At 58.9% G+C, this 22,252-nt stretch carries 20 protein-coding genes and 1 riboswitch; of the genes, 10 read left to right on the forward strand and 10 right to left on the reverse strand.

The annotated features are described in order from the left end of the window. Positions 1-440: 440 nt before the first annotated feature. Together purH and purD are read left to right on the forward strand one after the other, a co-directional pair. The gene (purH, locus tag WA302_RS24945; RefSeq protein WP_089181545.1) at positions 441-2,030 is read left to right on the forward strand and encodes a bifunctional phosphoribosylaminoimidazolecarboxamide formyltransferase/IMP cyclohydrolase; all 1,590 of its coding nucleotides are present in this window, start codon (positions 441-443) and stop codon (positions 2,028-2,030) included. Between the two features lie 48 nt (positions 2,031-2,078). Then, positions 2,079-3,362, forward strand: a complete 1,284-nt coding sequence (purD, locus tag WA302_RS24950; protein ID WP_015376331.1) for a phosphoribosylamine--glycine ligase — start codon at positions 2,079-2,081, stop codon at positions 3,360-3,362. A gap of 49 nt (positions 3,363-3,411) precedes the next feature. On the opposite strand, the gene WA302_RS24955 is transcribed toward purD, so the two are convergent. The 6 genes from WA302_RS24955 to nudC form a co-directional block, all read right to left on the reverse strand. Next, a complete protein-coding gene (locus WA302_RS24955; protein WP_080271274.1) occupies positions 3,412-4,083 on the reverse strand; it encodes a DUF1481 domain-containing protein in 672 nt (223 codons plus the stop codon). A 36-nt stretch (positions 4,084-4,119) separates the two neighbouring features. Beyond that, positions 4,120-4,392, reverse strand: coding sequence for a nucleoid-associated protein HU-alpha (gene hupA / locus WA302_RS24960; protein WP_004929874.1), 273 nt, complete (start codon positions 4,390-4,392; stop codon positions 4,120-4,122). 189 nt (positions 4,393-4,581) lie between these two features. Further along, positions 4,582-5,172 carry a YjaG family protein gene (locus WA302_RS24965; RefSeq protein WP_025304951.1) on the reverse strand — a complete coding sequence of 197 codons (591 nt, stop codon included), beginning with the start codon at positions 5,170-5,172 and terminating at the stop codon, positions 4,582-4,584. Positions 5,173-5,220: 48 nt separating this feature from the next. Further along, on the reverse strand, positions 5,221-5,907 hold the full coding sequence (gene nfi, locus WA302_RS24970) for a deoxyribonuclease V (protein WP_149570718.1): 687 nt from the start codon (positions 5,905-5,907) through the stop codon (positions 5,221-5,223). Between the two features lie 9 nt (positions 5,908-5,916). After that, positions 5,917-6,981: a uroporphyrinogen decarboxylase gene (hemE, locus tag WA302_RS24975; protein WP_149570719.1), complete on the reverse strand. Its 1,065-nt coding sequence runs from the start codon at positions 6,979-6,981 to the stop codon at positions 5,917-5,919. A 38-nt stretch (positions 6,982-7,019) separates the two neighbouring features. Further along, complete coding sequence (nudC, locus tag WA302_RS24980) at positions 7,020-7,787, reverse strand: NAD(+) diphosphatase (RefSeq protein WP_025304948.1); 768 nt, start codon at positions 7,785-7,787, stop codon at positions 7,020-7,022. A gap of 101 nt (positions 7,788-7,888) precedes the next feature. Between nudC and WA302_RS24985 the strand changes: the two genes are divergently transcribed. From WA302_RS24985 to WA302_RS25020, 8 genes are all read left to right on the forward strand, one after another. Further along, complete coding sequence (locus WA302_RS24985) at positions 7,889-8,392, forward strand: Rsd/AlgQ family anti-sigma factor (RefSeq protein WP_016929420.1); 504 nt, start codon at positions 7,889-7,891, stop codon at positions 8,390-8,392. A gap of 39 nt (positions 8,393-8,431) precedes the next feature. Next, positions 8,432-8,556, forward strand: a riboswitch (TPP riboswitch). 114 nt (positions 8,557-8,670) lie between these two features. Continuing rightward, positions 8,671-10,614 (forward strand): phosphomethylpyrimidine synthase ThiC, encoded by a 1,944-nt coding sequence (gene thiC, locus WA302_RS24990; RefSeq protein ID WP_149570720.1) that lies wholly within the window; start codon positions 8,671-8,673, stop codon positions 10,612-10,614. Next, entirely contained in the window at positions 10,607-11,257 is a 651-nt protein-coding gene (gene thiE / locus WA302_RS24995; RefSeq protein ID WP_149570721.1) for a thiamine phosphate synthase, read from the forward strand. Before thiC ends, thiE begins: the two co-directional genes overlap by 8 nt. Further along, positions 11,250-11,999 carry a HesA/MoeB/ThiF family protein gene (locus WA302_RS25000; protein ID WP_004929883.1) on the forward strand — a complete coding sequence of 250 codons (750 nt, stop codon included), beginning with the start codon at positions 11,250-11,252 and terminating at the stop codon, positions 11,997-11,999. The genes thiE and WA302_RS25000 overlap by 8 nt, the downstream gene beginning before the upstream one ends. Then, positions 11,996-12,196: a sulfur carrier protein ThiS gene (gene thiS / locus WA302_RS25005; protein WP_060448523.1), complete on the forward strand. Its 201-nt coding sequence runs from the start codon at positions 11,996-11,998 to the stop codon at positions 12,194-12,196. Before WA302_RS25000 ends, thiS begins: the two co-directional genes overlap by 4 nt. A 1-nt stretch (position 12,197) precedes the next feature. Continuing rightward, complete coding sequence (locus tag WA302_RS25010) at positions 12,198-12,977, forward strand: thiazole synthase (RefSeq protein ID WP_033652706.1); 780 nt, start codon at positions 12,198-12,200, stop codon at positions 12,975-12,977. After that, entirely contained in the window at positions 12,977-14,110 is a 1,134-nt protein-coding gene (gene thiH / locus WA302_RS25015) for a 2-iminoacetate synthase ThiH (RefSeq protein WP_336064774.1), read from the forward strand. Before WA302_RS25010 ends, thiH begins: the two co-directional genes overlap by 1 nt. Positions 14,111-14,850: 740 nt before the next feature. Beyond that, positions 14,851-15,630, forward strand: a complete 780-nt coding sequence (locus tag WA302_RS25020; RefSeq protein ID WP_149570722.1) for a helix-turn-helix domain-containing protein — start codon at positions 14,851-14,853, stop codon at positions 15,628-15,630. Here WA302_RS25020 and WA302_RS25025 read toward each other — a convergent pair. From WA302_RS25025 to rpoC, 4 genes are all read right to left on the reverse strand, one after another. Then, on the reverse strand, positions 15,616-16,890 hold the full coding sequence (locus WA302_RS25025; RefSeq protein WP_025304942.1) for a sensor histidine kinase: 1,275 nt from the start codon (positions 16,888-16,890) through the stop codon (positions 15,616-15,618). The genes WA302_RS25020 and WA302_RS25025 overlap by 15 nt on opposite strands. 1 nt (position 16,891) lies before the next feature. Further along, a complete protein-coding gene (locus WA302_RS25030; protein ID WP_149570724.1) occupies positions 16,892-17,356 on the reverse strand; it encodes an oxidoreductase in 465 nt (154 codons plus the stop codon). Next, positions 17,356-17,802 (reverse strand): GNAT family N-acetyltransferase, encoded by a 447-nt coding sequence (locus WA302_RS25035; protein ID WP_149570723.1) that lies wholly within the window; start codon positions 17,800-17,802, stop codon positions 17,356-17,358. Before WA302_RS25035 ends, WA302_RS25030 begins: the two co-directional genes overlap by 1 nt. A gap of 168 nt (positions 17,803-17,970) precedes the next feature. Then, a complete protein-coding gene (rpoC, locus tag WA302_RS25040) occupies positions 17,971-22,194 on the reverse strand; it encodes a DNA-directed RNA polymerase subunit beta' (RefSeq protein WP_025304939.1) in 4,224 nt (1,407 codons plus the stop codon). Between the last annotated feature and the right edge of the window lie 58 nt (positions 22,195-22,252).

Genomic DNA, 22,252 nt, shown 5'->3' on the forward strand with positions numbered 1-22,252 from the left:
GGTGGCGTATATTACGCTTTCCTCTTTCAGAGTCAACCCTAATTTTCAGGATTTTTTCTCTGCGACCCCCGGATACTCTGTGAAGTTGTTCACATGTTCCGTGTCGATGGAGGCGCATTATAGGGAGTTCCTCGCAGGCCGCAACAGGTATTTTCAGCAAAAACGATCGTTCGCTGCATTCCACAGCAAAACCCCGCCTTATACCCACTTGCGCACAGTGTTATCCACAGATGCGATTTGCACGGAAAATTTACGAGCGCCACGCAAACGTTTTCGCTACAATTCCCCGCGACGAAACGATCCCCCTTTTTATGGGGGCGCTACCTGAATATGTGCCTGACCCTCCCTTTATAAGGCAAAAAACCCTTCCTTATAGAGAGAACGAGGTGGACATTCACGTAACGCTCTTTAATTGCGACTCAAAGCCAAGGGATAAAACCATGCAACAACCTCGTCCAATCCGCCGGGCCCTGCTCAGCGTGTCTGACAAAGCCGGTATCGTTGAATTCGCCGAAGCGCTTTCCCAGCGCGGCGTTGAACTGCTCTCCACCGGCGGCACCGCCCGCCTGCTGGCAGACGCCGGTCTGCCCGTTACCGAAGTTTCCGACTACACCGGCTTCCCGGAGATGATGGACGGACGAGTTAAGACCCTGCACCCGAAAGTTCACGGCGGTATCCTCGGCCGCCGCGGCCAGGACGACGCGGTCATGAATCAGCATGACATCCAGCCTATCGACATGGTGGTCGTCAATCTGTACCCGTTCGCCCAAACCGTGGCGCGCCCAGATTGCTCGCTGGAAGACGCGGTCGAAAATATCGATATCGGCGGCCCGACCATGGTGCGCTCCGCCGCCAAGAACCATAAAGACGTCGCCATCGTCGTGAAGAGCAGCGACTACGCCGCCATCATTACCGAGATGGACAACAACGACGGCTCGCTGCGCTATGCCACCCGCTTCGATCTCGCCATCAAAGCCTTCGAACACACCGCCGCCTACGACAGCATGATCGCCAACTACTTCGGCGCGCTGGTGCCGGCGTACCACGGCGAGACCGAACAGCCGTCCGGCCGCTTCCCGCGAACCCTGAACCTCAACTACATCAAGAAGCAGGATATGCGTTACGGTGAGAACAGCCACCAGCAGGCCGCCTTCTATATAGAAGAAGAGGTAAAGGAAGCGTCCGTCGCGACCGCCGAGCAGCTGCAGGGCAAAGCGCTGTCCTATAACAACATCGCCGATACCGACGCCGCGCTGGAATGCGTGAAAGAGTTCGCCGAACCGGCCTGCGTGATCGTCAAGCACGCCAACCCTTGCGGCGTGGCGATCGGCGACGACATCCTGGCCGCCTACGAGCGCGCTTACCAAACCGACCCGACTTCCGCCTTCGGCGGCATCATCGCCTTTAACCGCGAGCTGGACGCCGCCACCGCGCAGGCGATCATCAGCCGCCAGTTCGTGGAAGTGATCATCGCACCAAACGTCACCCAGGAAGCGCGCTCCCTGCTGGCCGCCAAACAGAACGTGCGCGTGCTGGCCTGCGGCCAGTGGCAGCAACGCGTGGCGGGGCTGGACTTCAAGCGCGTCAACGGCGGGCTGCTGGTGCAGGATCGCGATCTCGGCATGGTGACCGCCGCCGATCTGCGCGTGGTATCCGAGCGCCAGCCGACCGAGCAGGAACTGCGTGACGCGCTGTTCTGCTGGAAAGTGGCCAAGTTCGTGAAATCCAACGCCATCGTTTATGCACGTGACAATATGACCATCGGCATAGGCGCCGGCCAGATGAGCCGCGTTTACTCCGCCAAGATCGCCGGTATCAAAGCGAGCGACGAAGGGCTGGAGGTGAAAGGATCCGCCATGGCCTCCGACGCCTTCTTCCCATTCCGTGACGGCATCGATGCCGCCGCGGCGGTCGGCATCACCTGCGTGATCCAGCCTGGCGGCTCAATCCGCGACGACGAAGTGATCGCCGCCGCCAATGAACACGGCATCGCGATGATCTTCACCGACATGCGTCACTTCCGCCATTAATTCCTTTTGCCGCGTGCGCTCCGGCGCACGCCATTCGTGGAGCCCCTGATGAACATTTTGATTATCGGCAACGGCGGGCGCGAGCACGCGCTGGCCTGGAAAGCCGCCCAGTCTCCGCTGGCGGACAAAGTCTACGTTGCGCCGGGCAACGCCGGCACCGCGCTGGAAGCCAATCTGGAGAACGTGGCGATCGCCGCCACAGATATCCCTGCCCTGGTCGCGTTCGCCCAGAGCCATGACATCGGTCTGACCATCGTCGGGCCGGAAGCGCCGCTGGTGATCGGCGTAGTCGACGCCTTCCAGGCCGCCGGTCTGAAAATCTTCGGCCCGTCGCAGGCCGCCGCGCAGCTCGAAGGCTCTAAAGCCTTCACCAAGGATTTCCTGGCGCGCCACCGCATCCCGACCGCCGAATATGAAAACTTTACCGAGGTGGAGCCGGCACTCGCCTATGTGCGCCGCAAAGGCGCACCGATCGTCATCAAAGCCGATGGCCTGGCCGCCGGTAAAGGCGTGATCGTCGCGATGACGCTGCAGGAGGCGGAAGAAGCCGTGCGTGACATGCTGGCCGGCAACGCCTTCGGCGACGCCGGTCATCGCATCGTAGTGGAAGAGTTCCTCGACGGCGAAGAAGCCAGCTTCATCGTGATGGTCGATGGCGAGAACGTGGTGCCGATGGCCACCAGCCAGGACCACAAACGCGTCGGCGACGGCGACACCGGCCCGAACACCGGCGGTATGGGCGCCTACTCTCCGGCGCCAGTTGTGACCGACGAAATCCACCAGCGCGCCATGGACCAGGTGATCTGGCCGACGGTGCGCGGCATGGCGGCGGAAGGCAATACCTACGTCGGCTTCCTGTATGCCGGCCTGATGATCTCCGCCGACGGCCAGCCGAAGGTGATCGAATTCAACTGCCGTTTTGGCGATCCGGAAACTCAGCCGATCATGCTGCGCCTGCGCTCCGATCTGGTGGAGCTGTGCCTGGCGGGTGCCGAAGGCCGCCTGAACGAGAAAAGCTCTGACTGGGACGAACGCCCTGCGCTCGGCGTGGTGCTGGCGGCCGGCGGTTATCCGGGTGATTATCGCAACGGCGAGGTGATCCAGGGGTTACCGCAGCAGGAAAGCGCCGACGGTAAGGTCTTCCACGCCGGTACGCGCCTGCAGGGCGATGACGTCGTCACCAGCGGCGGCCGCGTGCTGTGCGTGACGGCGCTGGGCGACACCGTGGCGCAGGCGCAGCAACGCGCCTATCAGCTGGCGGAAGGCATTCAGTGGCCGGGCAGCTTCTGCCGCAAAGATATCGGTTATCGCGCGATTGCGCGCGGCAAGTGATTTGACCTGATAAGGTCATGACAAGAGGCTCCGCGGCGCGGGGCCTTTTTTATAGCTGGTCTTCTTTCGGTTCCCAGCTGCAGAAGTCGTCGTTCGCCACCAGCAGCAGTTCACTGCCTTCCGGCGCTTCCAACCAGGCGACACTCACCGGCCGGCTGCTGCTGCGGGCGCGTTTTTCGATCCAGCCGATGGCGGTGGCATCCAACCCGGGTTTTAAGCGCTGGCCGTCGCAGGTTTGCACCTCGCCCTGCATCCAACGCCCCTGCAGTAATTTGACCTTGCCGGCGCGCAGCGCATTGCTGACCTCGAGGATACGTCGCGCCTGATATTGGTACAGTGCTATCTCATCGCTGGTCAGCGGTTCGCGGCGTGTCGCCAGCTGGCGCTGCATAAAGCTCACCGTGCCGTCGTCGGCAAAGCGCAGTTGAATGGAGTCTCGATCGCCGTCGGCATCGTTGCGTTTGATTTGGCGCAGCACGTCGCCCTGATAGGTGTACAACGTAGTGATGGTGCCCGGCCCCCGGTAGGGACTATAGACACTGACCAGCACCTGCGGACGATGTTGCTCATCGTCTTTACGCCACAGGCGTATCACGCCCTGATCGGCCACAAAGCCGCTGGCGGTAAAGCTGGGAATATCGGAATGGAAACTGCAGGCGCTCAGACCGAGGGCGATGCCGGCGGCCATGAGCACCCGACGAGTAAACAAAAGGGGCGCCATCGCCCCTCTGTTTAATCTTTTCACCGAGGCGCGGTCTTATTTAACAGCGTCTTTCAGTGCTTTGCCAGAAACGAACGCAGGCACGTTGGCTGCTGCGATTTTGATTTCTTTGCCAGTCTGTGGGTTGCGGCCAGTGCGCTCGCTACGATGGTTTACTTTGAAAGTACCGAAGCCAACCAATTGTACTGCATCACCTTCTTTCAGAGACTCAGTAATAGCAGCCAGGGTGGATTCCAGAGCCAGTTTAGCTTGTGCTTTGGAAAGGTCAGCCTTGTCCGCGATTACATCAATCAGTTGAGTCTTGTTCATAAGTTATCCTTACAGTGTGTTTATCGTTTGCAAAGCATCGAGTGCGACGGATATGCCGATTGACAGCACTCTCCTGCATACACGCACCGATAGCCACTTTTTTTACGCCCCCCAAATGTAGACCAGACAGGGTGCGGATGTGAAGCCTTAAGGCATGACAAATCAGGCGTTAAATCACGTTTTGCTGCCTTATTGCGCTAAATTTATCCCGATGTTGCTGACACCGGCCTCTCGCAGGTCGGATCGCAGCCCCTTGATCAGGTCTATATCGCGCTCTTCACAGGCGTCCAACAGGCGGAAAATTTCCCATTGAATGTCCCATTCTTCCTCTACCGCAGGCAAACTGCCCAACTCTTCGTCGGTCATTTCCTTACCGGCTTGAGTCATTTCCAACATCGCCACGGTGCGAATCGATGTTTCGCTGATGGCGATGGCGTGCTCCAGCGTCTCCCCGCCGAGCCGCGAATGGATCAGTTCCCCTAATGCGATACAGGCATCAATTGCCGGGTAAACGCCGTAAAGATCGTAATCTTCCGCCGACGGAATCGCCTCTTCCAACTTCTCGAGCTGGCTGTCGAAGTTGACCTTGGCGTCCTTCACCACCAGCGTTTCCCACACCAAATCCAGAATGCGGCGATAAACCGCCGGATCGCCGAACTCGGTCTGTTTGCAGAACATCTGGTAATTCGGGTACATACGCTCGCACAAACTGGCCATAAAGGTCAAATGTTGCCAAGCCTCGTGCCGTTCCAGACGTAAATGAATCGGGTTACGTAGCATGCTTTACTCTCTTACGCGTTATCTGCGGCGCAGTGTACCCGAAATCGCTCATGGCGACACCTCCGGATGCTGCTGCAACCAACGCTGAAACGCCGGGCGCCGCGATGCGATGGCATCAGCCCAACGGGTCGGCTCCGGCAAACGGTAGCCCGCCATGCAGCGTTGCACCCACGCCAGCGCGCTGTCGGCGCCCACGCGGTGACCGGTAGAGATGAACAGCGGGTTGCAGCGCGTCTTGCTGCGCCATACCCAGCCCAGCTGTTCACCCTTATCTTCCAACGGCGCCAGCGCACCGACGGCGGCCTCCAGCGGTGCGAATTTGCCGCACAGGCGCTTCTTGGCCACGCCGATGGTCGGCACATCGACCAGCAGGCCGAAATGGCTGGCGACGCCGAGACGCCGCGGATGCGAAATGCCATGCCCATCGACGAAGACCAGCCCCGGCTTTTGCCGCAGCTGTGCCCAGGCGGCCAACAGCGCCGGGTATTCGCGAAACGACAGGAAGCCCGGGATATAAGGCATGACGGTGGCGATACGCGCCACCTGATACTCCACCAGCTCCAGCGACGGATAGCGCAGGATGGCGATGGCGGCACGCGTCACCGCCCCCTCCTGCTCGAAGCCCACGTCGGCGCCGGCGATGAAGGCCGGCGGGTCGGCCGGCAGATCGTCGTAGCGAATGACTTCAGCCGCGCGCCGCAGCTGTTCGGCGCGCAGGGCCTGCATATCGATCACATCGAATCCTTAACGGTGGTATTTCGCCGACTGCGCGTGCACCGCCTCGACGAAGGCGCCGGCGTGCTCAGGCGGCACATCCTGATGGATGCCGTGGCCCAGGTTGAACACATGGCCGTTGCCGTGGCCGAAACCGGCCAGAATGGTCTCCACTTCTTCCGCGATGCGCGTCGGGGAAGCATAAAGCATCGACGGATCCATGTTGCCCTGCAGCGCCACTTTATCGCCCACGCGCCGACGCGCGTCGGCGATGTCGGTGGTCCAATCCAGCCCCAGCGCATCGCAGCCGGTGGCAGCCATCGCCTCCAGCCACTGCCCGCCGCCTTTGGTGAACAGCGTCACCGGCACGCGGCGGCCGTCATTCTCACGCAGCAGGCCATCGACGATCTTGTGCATGTAGTGCAACGAGAACTCGCGGTAATCGCGCCCGGTCAACACGCCGCCCCAGGTGTCGAACACCATCACCGACTGCGCGCCGGCCTTGATCTGGGCGTTGAGGTACAGGATCACGCTGTCCGCCAGCTTGTCCAGCAACAGGTGCAGCGTGGCCGGTTCGGCATACATCATCTTCTTCAGCTTGGTGAAGGCCTTGCTGCTGCCGCCCTCAACCATATAGGTAGCCAATGTCCATGGGCTGCCGGAGAAGCCGATCAGCGGCACTTCGCCCTTCAGCTCGCGGCGGATGGTACGCACCGCGTTCATCACATAGCCCAACTCCACTTCTGGATCGAACACCGGCAGTTTGTCGACGTCAGCACGGCAGGTGATGGGTGAGCTGAAACGCGGGCCTTCGCCGGCTTCAAAGTACAGGCCAAGCCCCATGGCGTCGGGAATGGTGAGAATGTCGGAGAACAGAATGGCGGCGTCCAGCGCATAGCGGCGCAGCGGCTGCAGCGTAACCTCACAGGCCAGCTCCGCGTTCTTGCACAGCGACATGAAATCACCGGCCTGGGCGCGGGTCGCCTTGTACTCCGGTAAATAACGACCGGCCTGGCGCATCATCCATACGGGGGTCACATCCACCGGCTGGCGCAACAGCGCGCGCAGGTAGCGATCGTTCTTCAACTCAGTCATTTATGGGGCTCCCTTAATAATCTGCCGGCCATTGTACATTATTCTGCCCGGCACAGCGCCACGGTGTCCTCAATCAACCGGCGCGCCACGGTGCCGGGCGGCGGCAACAGTGGCAGTTGGTCGTAGCGATACCAGCCGGCGTTGAGCAGCTCCTTGGGGTCGTGTCGAAGGTCACCCTGATGGTAATCGGCCATAAAGGCCATCATCAGCGAGTGCGGGAACGGCCAGGGTTGTGAGGTGACGTAACGCAGGTTCTTGATTTCGATATTGCTCTCTTCCATCACTTCGCGCGCTACCGCCTGTTCCAGCGTTTCGCCCACCTCGACGAAGCCGGCCAGCACCGTATGGATGCCGCCGCGATGGCGCACGTGTTGCGCCAGCAGGATCTGATCGTCGCGCCGAATGGCGACGATCACGCAGGGCGCAATCTGCGGGTAGTACCGCTCTTTGCAGTGGCCGCACAGGCAGGCGCTTTCGGAGCGGCTGAGGTGCATCTCATGGCCGCAGTAGCCGCAATAGCGATGAGAGCGGTAGAAATCCGCCAACTGAACGCCGCGCCCGGCAAGCTGGAACAGACCGCGATCCTGATCCAACAGCTGACGCACCGATCCCATCTCCCGCGGCATCGCCTGGCGCACCAGCCAAACCGGCGCGCCCTCCCATTCACCGATGGTGCGCGCCATGTGGCCCTGCAGCCCGAGGGCGGCGGCCGTCCCCGACGGCAATTCACCGTTCGGTAACCAAAGTTTGCTTTCATGGCTGACAATCCACCAGCCGTTTTCATTGCCCGTTAATGCAAGTTCCATATCGTTGTTGCACAACCTCAGCTTCACTGGCACTCTACAAATCGGCTTTGTTACATTTTAATAACTTACCGGTTACTTTTGTTACTTACACGGAGTCAAACATGCTCAACCGTTTGGAAAGGCTGACTCAGCGCGTTGGCGGTAGTAATGAATTAGTTGATCAATGGCTTCAGGCCCGCAAACAGTTGCTGGTCGCCTACTGCACGCTGGTAGGCCTCAAACCGAATAAAGAAAAGCATACGCCGCTGAATGAAAAAGCGCTGGAGAACTTTTGCCACAACCTGGTGGATTACCTCTCCGCAGGGCATTTTCATATCTATGACAGAATTATCAAACAAGTGGAAGGCGCAGCCAGTCCGAAAATGTCGCTGGCGGTGAACATCTATCCCAAGCTGTGGGCCAATACTGAACAGATCATGGCGTTCCACGATCGCTATACCGAAGTGGATATCGATCAGGAGGTTTGTCTGGAATTCCACCAGGCCTTGTCGGATATCGGCGAAACGCTGGCGGCGCGCTTTGCGCTGGAAGATAAGCTGATCCAGTTGGAAGCAGAAGCCGCGCAGCAACCGCTGCCGGACCAGACGCTGGATCCGGCGCGTTAAAATTTTATAGTTTTTTTTCATATCCCTCCTATACTGGGGGGCATCTTGTCGGAGTGCCTAGCGCCTGATTTGTTCATCGAATCAGCCAGGCTGAGACCGTTAATTCGGGATCCGCGGAACCTGATCGGGTTAATACCCGCGAAGGGAACAAGAGTAATCTATCGCCACAGGCACGGCCTCCCCCTTGCGGGCGCCCTGCCTTATCGGCCACCATCATTACTCCCTCCGAGCTCCAGACAAGCAACTTTCCCAACCCAACACACTGGTAGGAACTTGCTATGTCTAACATTAATCCCCCGCGCGCCCGTAAAGCGCAACGCGAAGCCGCCCAGCAGTTTATCGACACGCTGCAAGGCATGGCTTTCCCAAACTCACGCCGCATCTACCTGCAGGGCTCGCGCCGCGATATCCAGGTGCCGATGCGCGAAATTCAGCTCAGTCCGACCCTGGTCGGCGGCAGCAAAGATAGCCCGCAGTATGAACAGAACGAGGCGATCCCGGTGTATGACACCGCCGGCCCCTACGGCGATCCGCAGGCCAAGCTCGATGTGCACGCCGGCCTGGCCAAGCTGCGCGCCGGCTGGATCGACGCGCGCGGCGATACCACGACTCTCAGCGGCGCCAGCTCCGGCTTCACCCAGCAGCGGCTGGCAGACGAGGGGCTGGATCACCTGCGCTTCGAACATCTGCCGCTGCCGCGCAAAGCGCTGCCGGGCCAGCGCGTGACCCAGCTGCACTATGCCCGCGCCGGCATCGTCACCCCGGAGATGGAGTTTATCGCCATCCGTGAAAACATGGGGCGCGAACGCATTCGCGGCGAGGTGCTGCGCCACCAGCATCCGGGCCAGGGCTGGGGCGCCAACCTGCCGGACAACATCACGCCGGAGTTCGTGCGCCAGGAAGTGGCCGCCGGCCGCGCCATCATTCCTGCCAACATCAATCACCCGGAGGCGGAGCCGATGATCATCGGCCGCAATTTCCTGGTGAAGGTGAACGCCAATATCGGCAACTCGGCGGTCACGTCGTCGATCGAAGAAGAGGTGGAGAAGCTGGTGTGGGCCACCCGCTGGGGCGCAGACACCGTGATGGATCTCTCCACCGGCCGCTATATTCACGAAACCCGCGAGTGGATCCTGCGCAACAGCCCGGTTCCCATCGGCACCGTGCCTATCTACCAGGCGCTGGAGAAGGTCAACGGCGTGGCGGAAAACCTCACCTGGGCGATGTTCCGCGATACGCTGCTGGAACAGGCGGAACAAGGGGTCGATTACTTCACCATCCACGCCGGCGTGCTGCTGCGCTATGTGCCGATGACCGCCAAACGCCTGACCGGCATCGTGTCGCGCGGTGGCTCGATCATGGCCAAATGGTGCCTGTCGCACCATCAGGAAAACTTCCTCTATCAGCACTTCCGTGAAATCTGCGAGATCTGCGCCGCCTACGACGTTTCGCTGTCGCTCGGCGACGGCCTGCGCCCCGGCTCGATTCAGGACGCCAACGACGAAGCCCAGTTCGCCGAGCTGCATACGCTGGGCGAGCTGACCAAAATCGCCTGGGAATACGACGTGCAGGTGATGATCGAAGGCCCGGGCCATGTGCCGATGCAGATGATCCGCCGCAATATGACCGAAGAGCTGGAACACTGCCACGAAGCGCCGTTCTACACCCTCGGCCCGCTGACCACCGATATCGCCCCGGGCTATGACCATTTCACCTCCGGCATCGGCGCGGCGATGATCGGCTGGTTCGGCTGCGCCATGCTGTGTTACGTCACGCCGAAAGAACACCTCGGCCTGCCGAACAAAGAAGACGTCAAACAGGGCCTGATCACCTACAAGATCGCCGCCCACGCCGCCGATCTGGCCAAGGGCCATCCGGGCGCGCAGATCCGCGATAACGCCATGTCCAAGGCGCGTTTCGAATTTCGCTGGGAAGATCAGTTCAATCTGGCGCTCGATCCGGCCACCGCGCGCGCCTATCACGACGAAACCCTGCCGCAGGAATCCGGCAAGGTCGCCCACTTCTGCTCAATGTGCGGGCCGAAATTCTGCTCGATGAAGATTTCGCAGGAGGTGCGCGACTACGCCGCCGCCCAGGAGGCCGCCAAGCCGATCGAAGTGCAGCTGACCGGCATGGAGAAAATGTCCGCCGAATTCCGTGCCCGCGGCAGCGAGCTGTATCACAGCGCCGGCACCCTGCAAGAGGAGACAAACAATGACTGATATCACGACCCCCTTCCCGGCAACGCCCCACAAGCTGGGACTCTACCCGGTCGTCAACAGCGTGGAATGGATCGCTCGCCTGCTGGAAGCCGGCGTTACCACGATCCAGCTGCGCATCAAGGATTTGCCTGACGAGCAGGTCGAAGAGGATATCGCCGCCGCCATCGCGCTGGGCCAGCGTTATCAGGCACGGCTGTTCATCAACGACTACTGGCGGCTGGCGATCAAGCATGGCGCCTACGGCGTGCATCTGGGCCAGGAAGATCTCGATACCACCGATCTGGCTGCCATTCACCGCGCCGGGTTGCGGCTCGGCGTGTCCACCCATGACGACGCCGAACTGGCGCGCGCGCTGGCGGTGAAACCGTCCTACATCGCGCTGGGGCACATCTTCCCCACCCAAACCAAAGACATGCCTTCGGCGCCGCAGGGGCTGACGGAGTTGAAACGCCACATCGCCGGCCTGGCGGATTACCCGACGGTGGCGATCGGCGGGATCAGTATCGATCGCGTACCGGCAGTGCTGGCGTGCGGCGTCGGCAGCGTGGCGGTGGTCAGCGCCATCACCCAGGCGCCGGATTGGCGCGCGGCGACGGCCGAGCTGCTGCGGCTGATCGAAGGCGAGGGGTCGAGCGATGCTTAACGATCAGGAATTCCTGCGCTACAGCCGCCAGCTGCTGCTGGAGGACGTCGGCCCGGAAGGCCAGGAGAAACTCAAGCGCGCCACGGTGTTGATCGTCGGTTTGGGCGGGCTCGGTTCCCCGGCTTCGTTGTACCTGGCCGCCGCCGGCGTCGGCACGCTGCTGCTGGCCGACGACGACCAGCTGCACGTTACCAACCTGCAGCGGCAAATCCTCTACCGCAGCGCCGATACCGCCACCGGTAAGGCGGCGCTGGCGCAACGCCACCTGCAGGCGCTGAACCCGTTGGTGGAATCCATCCCGCTGGCGCAACGGCTACAGGGGCAAGCGCTGCGCGACGCGGTCGCCCGCGCCGATCTGGTGCTGGACTGCTGCGACAATATGGCGACCCGTCATGAGGTCAATGCCGCCTGCATCGCCGCCGCCAAGCCGCTGATCAGCGGCAGCGCGGTCGGTTTCAGCGGCCAGCTGCTGGTGCTCGAGCCGCCCTATGCGCACGGCTGCTACGCCTGCCTGTATCCGGAGCAGGAAGAACCGCAACGCAACTGCCGCACTGCCGGGGTACTCGGCCCGGTGGTCGGCGTAATCGGCACCCTGCAAGCGCTGGAGGCCATCAAGATGCTGGCCGGCATGCCTTCCTCCCTCAGCGGGAAACTGCGGCTGTTCGACGGTAAGCAGCAGAGCTGGAGCACGCTGCAACTGAGCCAGGCCCGCGCCTGCCCGGTATGCGGAGGCGCAGCATGAAAATCCGGCTGAACGACCAACCGCTTGAGCTGGCGCAGCCGCTCAGCGTCGCCGCCCTGCTGACCCAGTTGGAACGCCACCAGCCGGGCACCGCGCTGGCGATCAACCAAACCATCATCCCACGCGCCGACTGGGCCGACCATCAGGTGCATGACGGTGACGACATTTTGCTGTTTCAAGCGATCGCCGGAGGCTGACATGCTGAAAATCGCCGATACCACTTTTACCTCGCGCCTGTTCACCGGCACCGGCAAGTTCGCCACCCCGGCGTTGATGCTGGAGGCACTGGCGGCCTCCGGCTCACAGCTGGTGACCATGGCCATGAAGCGCGTCGATCTGCGCGGCGGCAACGACGCCATTTTGGCGCCGCTGCAGCAGTTGGGCGTCAGGCTGTTGCCCAACACCTCCGGCGCCAAAACCGCCGCCGAGGCGGTGTTCGCCGCCCGGCTGGCGCGTGAAGCGCTCGGCACCCACTGGGTGAAGCTGGAGATCCATCCCGATGTGAAATACCTGCTGCCTGATCCGATAGAAACGCTGAAAGCGGCGGAAACGCTGGTGAAAGACGGTTTTGTGGTGCTGCCCTACTGCGGCGCCGATCCGGTGCTGTGCAAACGGCTGGAAGAGGTGGGCTGTGCGGCGGTGATGCCGCTCGGTGCGCCTATCGGCTCCAACCGCGGTCTGCGCACCCGTGACTTCCTCGAAATCATCATCGAGCAAGCCAAGGTGCCGGTGGTGGTAGACGCCGGCATCGGCGCGCCAAGCCACGCGCTGGAGGCGATGGAGCTGGGTGCCGACGCGGTGCTGGTGAATACCGCCATTGCCGTGGCGCGCGATCCGGTGCAGATGGCGCGGGCGTTTCGCCTGGCGCTGGAGGCCGGCGAGCTGGCACGCAGCGCCGGATTAGGCTCCAGCCAGCGCGGCGCGGTCGCGTCCAGCCCGCTGACCGCTTTTCTCAGCCAGCCAGAGGAGGCGCAATGATGGCCGACGATTTCAGTAGCCGCTGGCAACAGCTGGACTGGGACGACATTACGCTGCGCATCAACGGCAAAACTACGCGCGACGTGGAGCACGCGTTGAACGCCGACAAGCTGACGCGCGACGACTTTATGGCGCTGATCTCCCCCGCGGCCACGCCGTATCTGGAACCGTTGGCGCAGCGCGCACAGCAGCTGACCCGCCAGCGGTTCGGTAACGTCGTCGGCTTCTATGTGCCGCTGTATCTCTCTAACCTGTGCTCCAACGACTGCACCTACTGCGGCTTTTCGATGAGCAACCGCATCAAGCGCAAAACGCTGGATGCGGCGGAGATCGCACGCGAGTGCGAAGCCATCAAGGCGCTGGGGTTCGAACATCTGTTGCTGGTCACCGGCGAACATCAGACCAAGGTTGGCATGGACTATTTCCGCCAGCACATCCCGGCGATCCGCCGGCACTTCAGCTCGCTGATGATGGAAGTGCAGCCGCTGGCGCAGGAGGAATACGCCGAACTGAAAACGCTGGGCCTGGACGGCGTGCTGGTGTACCAGGAAACCTACCATCCGGCCACCTATCTGCAGCACCACCTGCGCGGCCAGAAGCAGGATTTCCATTGGCGCCTGGCCACGCCGGATCGCCTGGGGCGCGCCGGGATCGACAAGATCGGCCTCGGCGCATTGATCGGTCTGTCCAACAGTTGGCGCACCGACTGCTACCTGCTGGCGGAACATCTGTTCTACCTGCAGCAAACCTACTGGCAGAGCCGCTACTCGATCTCGTTCCCGCGTCTGCGCCCCTGCGCCGGTGGCATTGAGCCGGCGTCGATCATGAGCGAGCCTCAACTGGTGCAGCTGATCTGCGCCTTCCGGCTGTTCGCGCCAGACGTTGAGCTGTCGCTGTCTACCCGGGAGTCGCCTTACTTCCGCGATCATATGATCCCGGTGGCGATCAACAGCGTCAGCGCCGGATCCAAGACGCAGCCCGGCGGCTATGCCGATGACGTACCGCCGGAGCTGGAACAGTTCGAACCGCACGACGGCCGCACGCCGCAGCAGGTCGCCGAGGCCATCAGCCACGCCGGGCTGCAGCCGGTGTGGAAAGACTGGGACGGTTATCTGGGACGCGGCGCGCAATAAACAGCAACGTTTGCCGCCGTGTGAAGAAAACGCTGGAGCGGCCGCGCAATGCCGAACGGCAGCGCTGGCGCCGGCAAACGCGCCGATTATAGTGGCCTTGCCGACCGCCAAACCCGGCGTCGGCCGGGGCCGTCACCCTCTCGATGGCCCCGCCTTATCCCATCCCGGATCGCGCCGGAGATCCTCTTGCGCGACTCCGGCCCTCGTCCGCGGCAACGCGCATATGCCGTATCGCGGCCTGTAAGGGCGTACGGGTAGGTTGTCTTGTCGGTTAATGGGCTGTCAGAAAGATACGATATCTGCGTTCGGTATTCACTTAGGAGTGATATTCATAGGGCGCTATTGCGGCAGCACAGTGAGGAACGAGGAAAAAAGAAGATACAGCGACGAAGAGAGGTTCGAATGGTCATCCCCGGTGCAGCCAATAGCCCTGGTGTTGACCGCAGATCTTTTTTGCCGCCTGCTCCCTGCTTACGGACAAGAGCAGGCGGTTTATTTTGTGAGACAGGCACCCCCCCAGGACGCGAATCACACAGTATGTGCGCTAATTAACCACATAAACGATTAAATGTGAATGTCTTTTGAGTGTTTTTTTATTTAGTATCGAGTATGTTTTGAGTTTGCCAAAGGAAATCAAACTGATATCACCGCAACCACCGGAGCATCATCTATAATCCAGCACGGGTTCTCGCGCAGGTTTTTCAGCGCTCGCGGTCAACATCAAAAAAGCCAAGGTTGTCATGAAGAAAACGCCAAATTATATCGATGCAATCAGCGCGTTGCTCACTCTGAAAGGAGTTGGCGACAGAAAACATGCCTCCACGATGGCCAACATACTGAACCTTCAGTACAACAGCGCCAAACAAAAACTGGATGGCAAAAGGGGCATCACCCTCGATGAAATCAAAAAGGTTTTTCAGTATTTCAACGAACCGTTTGCCGGCCAAAGGACGCATAACGGCGTCTTTATCATGAACAGCATTCACAAGCGCTGCAACATTGAGGTCGACGAGCGCCCGGCCACGCAAGCAGACAGCGACGAAACCTACGCCTACAAAAAAGACGATCTTTTCATCATCAACACCAACCGGGAACATGCCGCCGATGCCCCACTGTACAAAGTCAACAAGATAGACTTTCTGCCGGCTCCGCGTATCGCGATCCTGGACAATGACAGTGATATTCTCGAATTGTTGAAGAAGATCGCCTACCGCTACGGCATCGAGACCGAGACCTTTCAAACGGCGGACGCCATGCTGGCCGCGCTGGAGCACCAGTCTTTTGAGGCGTTTATTTTGGACTGGCTGTTGGACTTCGGCGAGACTTCCGAACGCGTCGTGAAGAAAATTAAAGATGCCCTCGATCCGCATGCCCGCATCATCATTTTGACCGGCCAGCTGAATCACTACGAGAAAAACATCGGCGATATGATCCTGCACTATGACGTGCATCTGGTGGAAAAACCGACCAAACCGCTGATTATCTCTTCGCTGCTGCTGTCGAACTTATTCTTTAATTAGTTTGACCGGGATGCGGATCAAAAACGACGAGCCAACCCCTTCGACGGATTTGACCTTGATGGCGCCTTTCATCGTCGTGACGTAATTTTTGATAATGGTCAGCCCCAGCCCCAATCCCTGTCGCGTTTCCCTTTCCACCCCCTGATTGAACGCCTTATATAATCGTTCCAGATTATCGACGTTAAACCCGATGCCGGTGTCTTTTACCCATAAATACAGATTGCCGTGGCACACCTTCACATTGAGGATAATCGCACCGTGGTGAGTAAATTTGTCCGCGTTGCTGAGCAGATTGGCCAATATTCGGTAGAGCTTATATTTGTCGGAGCAAATCAAACCAACATAGGATGAACGACGCACCACGATGCGATTACCGCGCCCGGCGCTGATACTGGTCATGGCATCGTCCACCACCTCATTCAGACGGAAGGTGGATATATTCACTTTGACCTCCCCCATCTCTAGCCGCGAATAATCCATCACCTCGCGCGTTTGTTCGGTGATCTTATTGCCGTGATAGGAGATCAGGCGAGCTTCTTTTTTCAACTCTTCCTGCGCTAGCTCGTGCTCCATGATATCCGCAGCAATGACGATGGCCTGAGTCGAGCCGGCGATCTCGTGGTAGATGGAAGAGATAAAGATGTTCTTATTCTTGATGATCTCTTTTAACGAGAAGGCATTTCTCAGCACCAGGAACATCATCAGGAACACCAACATCAGCGAAAAGAGGGCAAACATCTCGGCTTTACTCGAGTTGTCCTGGATGATGCCTTTCACTTCGGTAAAGTTTTTAATCTGTATCCGATAAATAATTTCCTGGATATCGACCAGCGTGCCCTCGATATCATCCATATAAGAGAGAATATCCGCCTTGTTTTTCTGCCCCACCAGCAAGCCGGCGGAGAGATCGTCCAACGTGCGGTACTGCTGCTTCAGCAGCGCAACATTCTTGATGAACTCGTCGTCGTAATAAAAAGAGTCGCTGAAGGTCGAACGGCTCTCCAGGATCTGAATCTTCGAGTAAAAGATTTTCTTCTTGATCAGGAAAGCGTCGTAGTCGTTATTTTCACTGAGCAGCAGCGCGGTTTTGGTCCTTTCAAACGCCAGAAAGAGGATCTCGGCCACCGAGTAGTTGTCCAGATTGGGCTCGATCTGCTTATAGCGCTCTTTTACGCCACCGAAGTTAATAGCAATCAACAAAATCAATAAAGAGAAGATGGCAACCAACGCGATAAGAGTACCGATCAGTTTTTTGCTCATCTTATTTCATCTCCAACCGTTTAACTTGCCAGACGGTTTTCGCATTCACATCCAGGTTATTCAGCTCAGCGTAGCCATCGCGCGGATAAATAATGGCGAATGGCCCCAGCTCCCCCACGTCGATCGGCTTACCGCCGCGCAGATAGGCGACAATCACGCGGTATTTAATCATCTCGTCAATCGGCATCGAGTAGGAGTAATCGTCCCAGGCGAAAGCGCGCACCGACTGGCCTTTCAGATGATAGGCTTTCACCAGCTCAGCAAACTCAACGCCGGTAAACGTATCTTCCGGGGTGAAATTGGTCGAGGTTTTAATCGTGTGCGGCGGCATCGCCTCCAGCATCTGCCGGGTGATTTTGATCTTCTCGCCGTCGAGCGGTTTCAGATAAAAATAGTCAACGGCCGCATACAGCCGCGCGCTAAACAGCGAAAGCAGCAGTAACGTCATCAATCCTTTGATTTTCATCATTCACCCTCTTTGCGTTTCACCAGTTCGGCCTGGCCAAATTCATCCTGCCCGACCACGACCCAGCCGTGACGTTGATAAAAGCCTTCGGCCTTGGAGCCGAGATCGGTGGTTAAGTGGATCGCTTCGGCGCCGTGCTCAAACATCCAGTGAGTGACCCGTGCCAGTAAGGCAGAGCCGATCCCCTTAGACTGGTATTCCGGCTTCACGAACAGGCCGCCGATCAGCGGTTCAGGGATGAATAACCCGAAGCCAACGCCGGCATAGTCGTCGCCATACTTGCAGATCCAACCGCCGCCCTGGTTGATGTCCTCCAGCGCCTGTTTGCGCTGCAGATACTGGACCTGATGCGGATGCAGCAGGTTTTCTTCAACGGAAAAGCGGATCTCATACAGGTATGGCAGGTGTTGCGCCGTCAATTTTTCGAAGATAATGAGGCTGTCCATGTTTCACACTGTCCTTAATTGTCAGATAAAAAGCGCCGGTCAATTTCTGCTGGAACCATAGTAGCAAAGTTTGTCTTAACCCGGCACGAGGCGAAAAAAAACCGCCCCCGAAGGGGCGGTTTATCTGGCGATGGGCCCGGCGTACCGGGCCCGCGGCGCGGATGACGATTACTCGTCGTCGCTGCCGCCCAGGCCTGCGTTGAGCAGCTCGGCCAGGTTAGCCGTCGCTTCTTCCGCGCTGACTTGCGGAACAACCGGCGCTTCACCCTGAGCACGGCGACGCATACGATCCTGATGATAAGCGTAACCGGTACCGGCTGGGATCAGACGGCCCACGATAACGTTCTCTTTCAGGCCACGCAGTTCATCACGCTTGCCGGCTACGGCAGCTTCGGTCAGAACGCGCGTCGTTTCCTGGAACGATGCAGCGGAGATGAAGGACTCGGTCGCCAAGGAAGCCTTGGTGATACCCAGCAGATCGCGCGAGAAGGTTGCCGCGATTTTACCTTCAGCTTCCAGCTGACGGTTGGCAATCTTGACGCGAGACACTTCAGCCTGCTCGCCTTCCAGGAACTCGGAGCCACCAGCGCTAACGATGGTGCCTTTACGCAGCATCTGACGAACGATAACTTCGATGTGCTTATCGTTAATCTTAACGCCTTGCAGACGGTAAACTTCCTGCACTTCGTTGGTGATGTAGCGGGTAACCGCATGCACGCCACGCAGACGCAGAATGTCGTGCGGAGACTCTGGGCCGTCGGAAACGACGTCACCACGTTCCACCACTTCGCCTTCGAACACGTTGAGCTGACGCCATTTCGGGATCATCTCTTCGTAAGCGTCGCTGCCGTCCAGCGGAGAGATCACCAGGCGACGTTTGCCTTTGGTCTCTTTACCGAACGAGATAATCCCGCTGATTTCAGCCAGGATTGCCGGCTCTTTCGGACGACGTGCTTCGAACAGGTCGGCAACGCGCGGCAGACCACCGGTAATATCCTTGGTACCGCCGGATTCCTGAGGAATACGCGCCAGGGTATCACCCGCACCGATCTGAATGCCGTCTTCCAGCTGAACGATCGCTTTGCCCGGCAGGAAGTATTGAGCAGGCATATCAGTACCTGGGATCAATACGTCTTCGCCCTGAGCGTCAACGATTTTCAGTGCCGGACGCAGGTCTTTACCGCTACCGGTGCGCTCTGCGCTGTCCAGTACGACCAGAGAAGACAAACCGGTCAGTTCGTCGGTCTGGCGAGTAATGGTCTGGCCGTCAACCATATCCGCGAAGCGAATGAAGCCGCTGACTTCACTGATGACCGGCATGGTGTGCGGATCCCAGTTAGCAACGGTTTCGCCGCCGTTAACTTCTTCACCGTCGCCTTTGCCCATCACGGCACCGTAAGGCACCTTGTAGCTTTCTTTGGTACGGCCGAATTCGTCGATCAGTTTCAGTTCGGTGTTACGCGAGGTGATCACCAGCTTGCCCGCGGCGTTCATAACGAACTTCACGTTGCTCAGCTTGAGGCTACCCTTGTTTTTCACCTGGATGCTGGATTCAGCAGCCGCACGAGATGCCGCACCACCGATGTGGAACGTACGCATCGTCAGCTGTGTACCCGGCTCACCGATGGACTGTGCCGCGATAACGCCGATGGCTTCACCTTTGTTGATGATGTGGCCACGTGCCAGGTCGCGACCGTAGCAGTTTGCACACACACCAAAGTCGGTTTCACAGCTCACTACGGAACGGACTTTAACGCTGTCGACAGAATTCTCTTCCAACAGGTCACACGCCTTCTCGTTCAGCAGGGTGTTGCGTGGCACCAGAATGTCCGCCGTACCCGGCTTGAGGACGTCTTCTGCCGTCACACGGCCCAGAACGCGTTCACGCAGCGGCTCTTTCACGTCGCCACCTTCGATAACCGGAGTCATCAGGATGCCGTCGTGGGTGCCACAGTCGTCTTCGGTCACAACCAGATCCTGCGCCACGTCAACCAGACGACGGGTCAGATAACCGGAGTTCGCGGTTTTCAGTGCGGTATCCGCCAGACCTTTACGAGCACCGTGGGTGGAGATGAAGTACTGGAGTACGTTCAGACCTTCACGGAAGTTCGCGGTGATTGGCGTTTCGATGATGGAGCCGTCCGGCTTCGCCATCAGGCCACGCATACCGGCCAGCTGACGAATCTGAGCGGCGGAACCACGCGCACCGGAGTCGGCCATCATAAAGATGCTGTTGAAGGAAACTTGCTGTTCCACTTCGCCGTCACGGTTAACCACGTCTTCTACCGACAGGTTTTCCATCATCGCTTTCGCAACGCGTTCGTTCGCTGCAGCCCAGATATCGATCACTTTGTTGTAGCGTTCGCCGGCGGTAACCAGACCAGACTGGAACTGCTCCTGGATCTCGGCAACTTCGGTTTCCGCTTCTTCGATGATCTCCGCTTTCTTGGCCGGGATAACCATGTCGTCGATACCTACGGAAGCGCCTGAACGGGCTGCGTAAGCAAAACCGGTGTACATGATCTGGTCAGCAAAGATAACGGTCGGCTTCAGGCCCAGGATGCGGTAACAGGTGTTCAGCATCTTGGAGATCGCTTTCTTGCCCAAAGGCTGGTTAACGATCGAGTACGGCAGACCTTTCGGTACGATCATCCACAGGATGGCGCGGCCGATGGTGGTGTCGATGATGCTGGTCTGAGAAGTCCATTCGCCTTCGGCGTTTTTGACGTCTTCGGTGATACGCACTTTAACGCGCGCATGCAGAGACGCCAGGCCGGCGCGGTAAACACGCTCAGCTTCTTTGGAACCGTTCAGCACCATGCCTTCGCCCTTGGCGTTAACACAGTCGCGGGTCATGTAGTACAGACCCAGTACAACGTCCTGAGAAGGAACGATGATTGGCTCGCCGTTCGCTGGGGACAGGATGTTGTTGGTAGACATCATCAGCGCACGCGCTTCCAGCTGGGCTTCCAGCGTCAGCGGTACGTGAACAGCCATCTGGTCACCATCGAAGTCGGCGTTATAGGCCGCACAAACCAGCGGGTGCAGCTGGATCGCTTTACCTTCGATCAGAACCGGTTCAAACGCCTGGATACCCAAACGGTGCAGGGTTGGTGCACGGTTCAGCAGTACCGGGTGTTCGCGGATCACTTCGTCCAGGATATCCCAAACGACGGCTTCTTCACGCTCAACCATTTTCTTGGCGGCTTTGATGGTGGTGGCCAGGCCACGCAGCTCCAACTTGCCGTAGATGAACGGTTTGAACAGCTCCAGCGCCATCTTTTTAGGCAGACCGCACTGATGCAGACGCAGGTATGGACCTACGGTGATTACGGAACGGCCGGAGTAGTCAACGCGTTTACCGAGCAGGTTCTGACGGAAACGACCCTGCTTACCTTTGATCATGTCGGCCAAAGATTTCAGAGGACGTTTGTTGGAACCGGTGATGGCACGACCGCGACGGCCGTTATCCAGCAGGGCGTCTACCGCTTCTTGCAGCATACGCTTTTCGTTGCGCACGATGATGTCAGGCGCAGCCAGATCCAGCAGGCGTTTCAGACGGTTGTTACGGTTGATCACGCGGCGATACAGATCGTTCAGATCCGAGGTCGCGAAACGACCGCCATCCAGCGGAACCAGCGGGCGCAGATCCGGCGGCAGTACCGGCAGCACGGTCAGGATCATCCACTCCGGCTTGTTACCGGACTGTACGAACGCTTCCAGCAGCTTGATACGCTTGGTCAACTTCTTGCGCTTGGTTTCGGAGTTGGTTTCGTTCAGCTCTTCACGCAGCTGCTCGCACTCGGCTTCCAGATCCATGTTTTTCAACAGGGCCTGAATAGCTTCCGCACCCATCTTGGCGTCGAATTCGTCACCGAACTCTTCCAGCGCGTCCAGATACTGCTCTTCGGTCAGGATCTGACGACGCTCGAGGTTGGTCATACCGCCTTCGACCACCACATAGGATTCGAAGTACAGTACGCGCTCGATGTCACGCAGCGGCATATCCAGCAGCAAACCGATGCGGGATGGCAGCGATTTCAGGAACCAGATGTGCGCGGTCGGCGAAGCCAGCTCGATGTGGCCCATGCGCTCACGACGCACTTTGGTCTGGGTCACTTCAACGCCGCACTTCTCACAGATCACGCCGCGGTGTTTCAAGCGCTTGTACTTACCGCACAGGCACTCGTAATCTTTTACCGGCCCGAAGATACGGGCGCAGAAAAGGCCGTCACGTTCTGGTTTGAACGTACGGTAGTTAATGGTTTCCGGCTTCTTAACTTCACCGAACGACCACGAACGGATCATGTCTGGCGAGGCCAGAGCAATCTTGATCGCATCAAACTCTTCGGTCTTAGTTTGCGCTTTCAGAAACTTCAATAAGTCTTTCACGGATTGGCTCCTGTCGGAGTTAAACCTGTTGGGTACCCACAACCGCAGTAGGTACCCG

This window comes from Serratia sp. 201, from assembly GCF_037027545.1.
GTDB classification, from domain to species: Bacteria; Pseudomonadota; Gammaproteobacteria; order Enterobacterales; family Enterobacteriaceae; genus Serratia; species Serratia bockelmannii.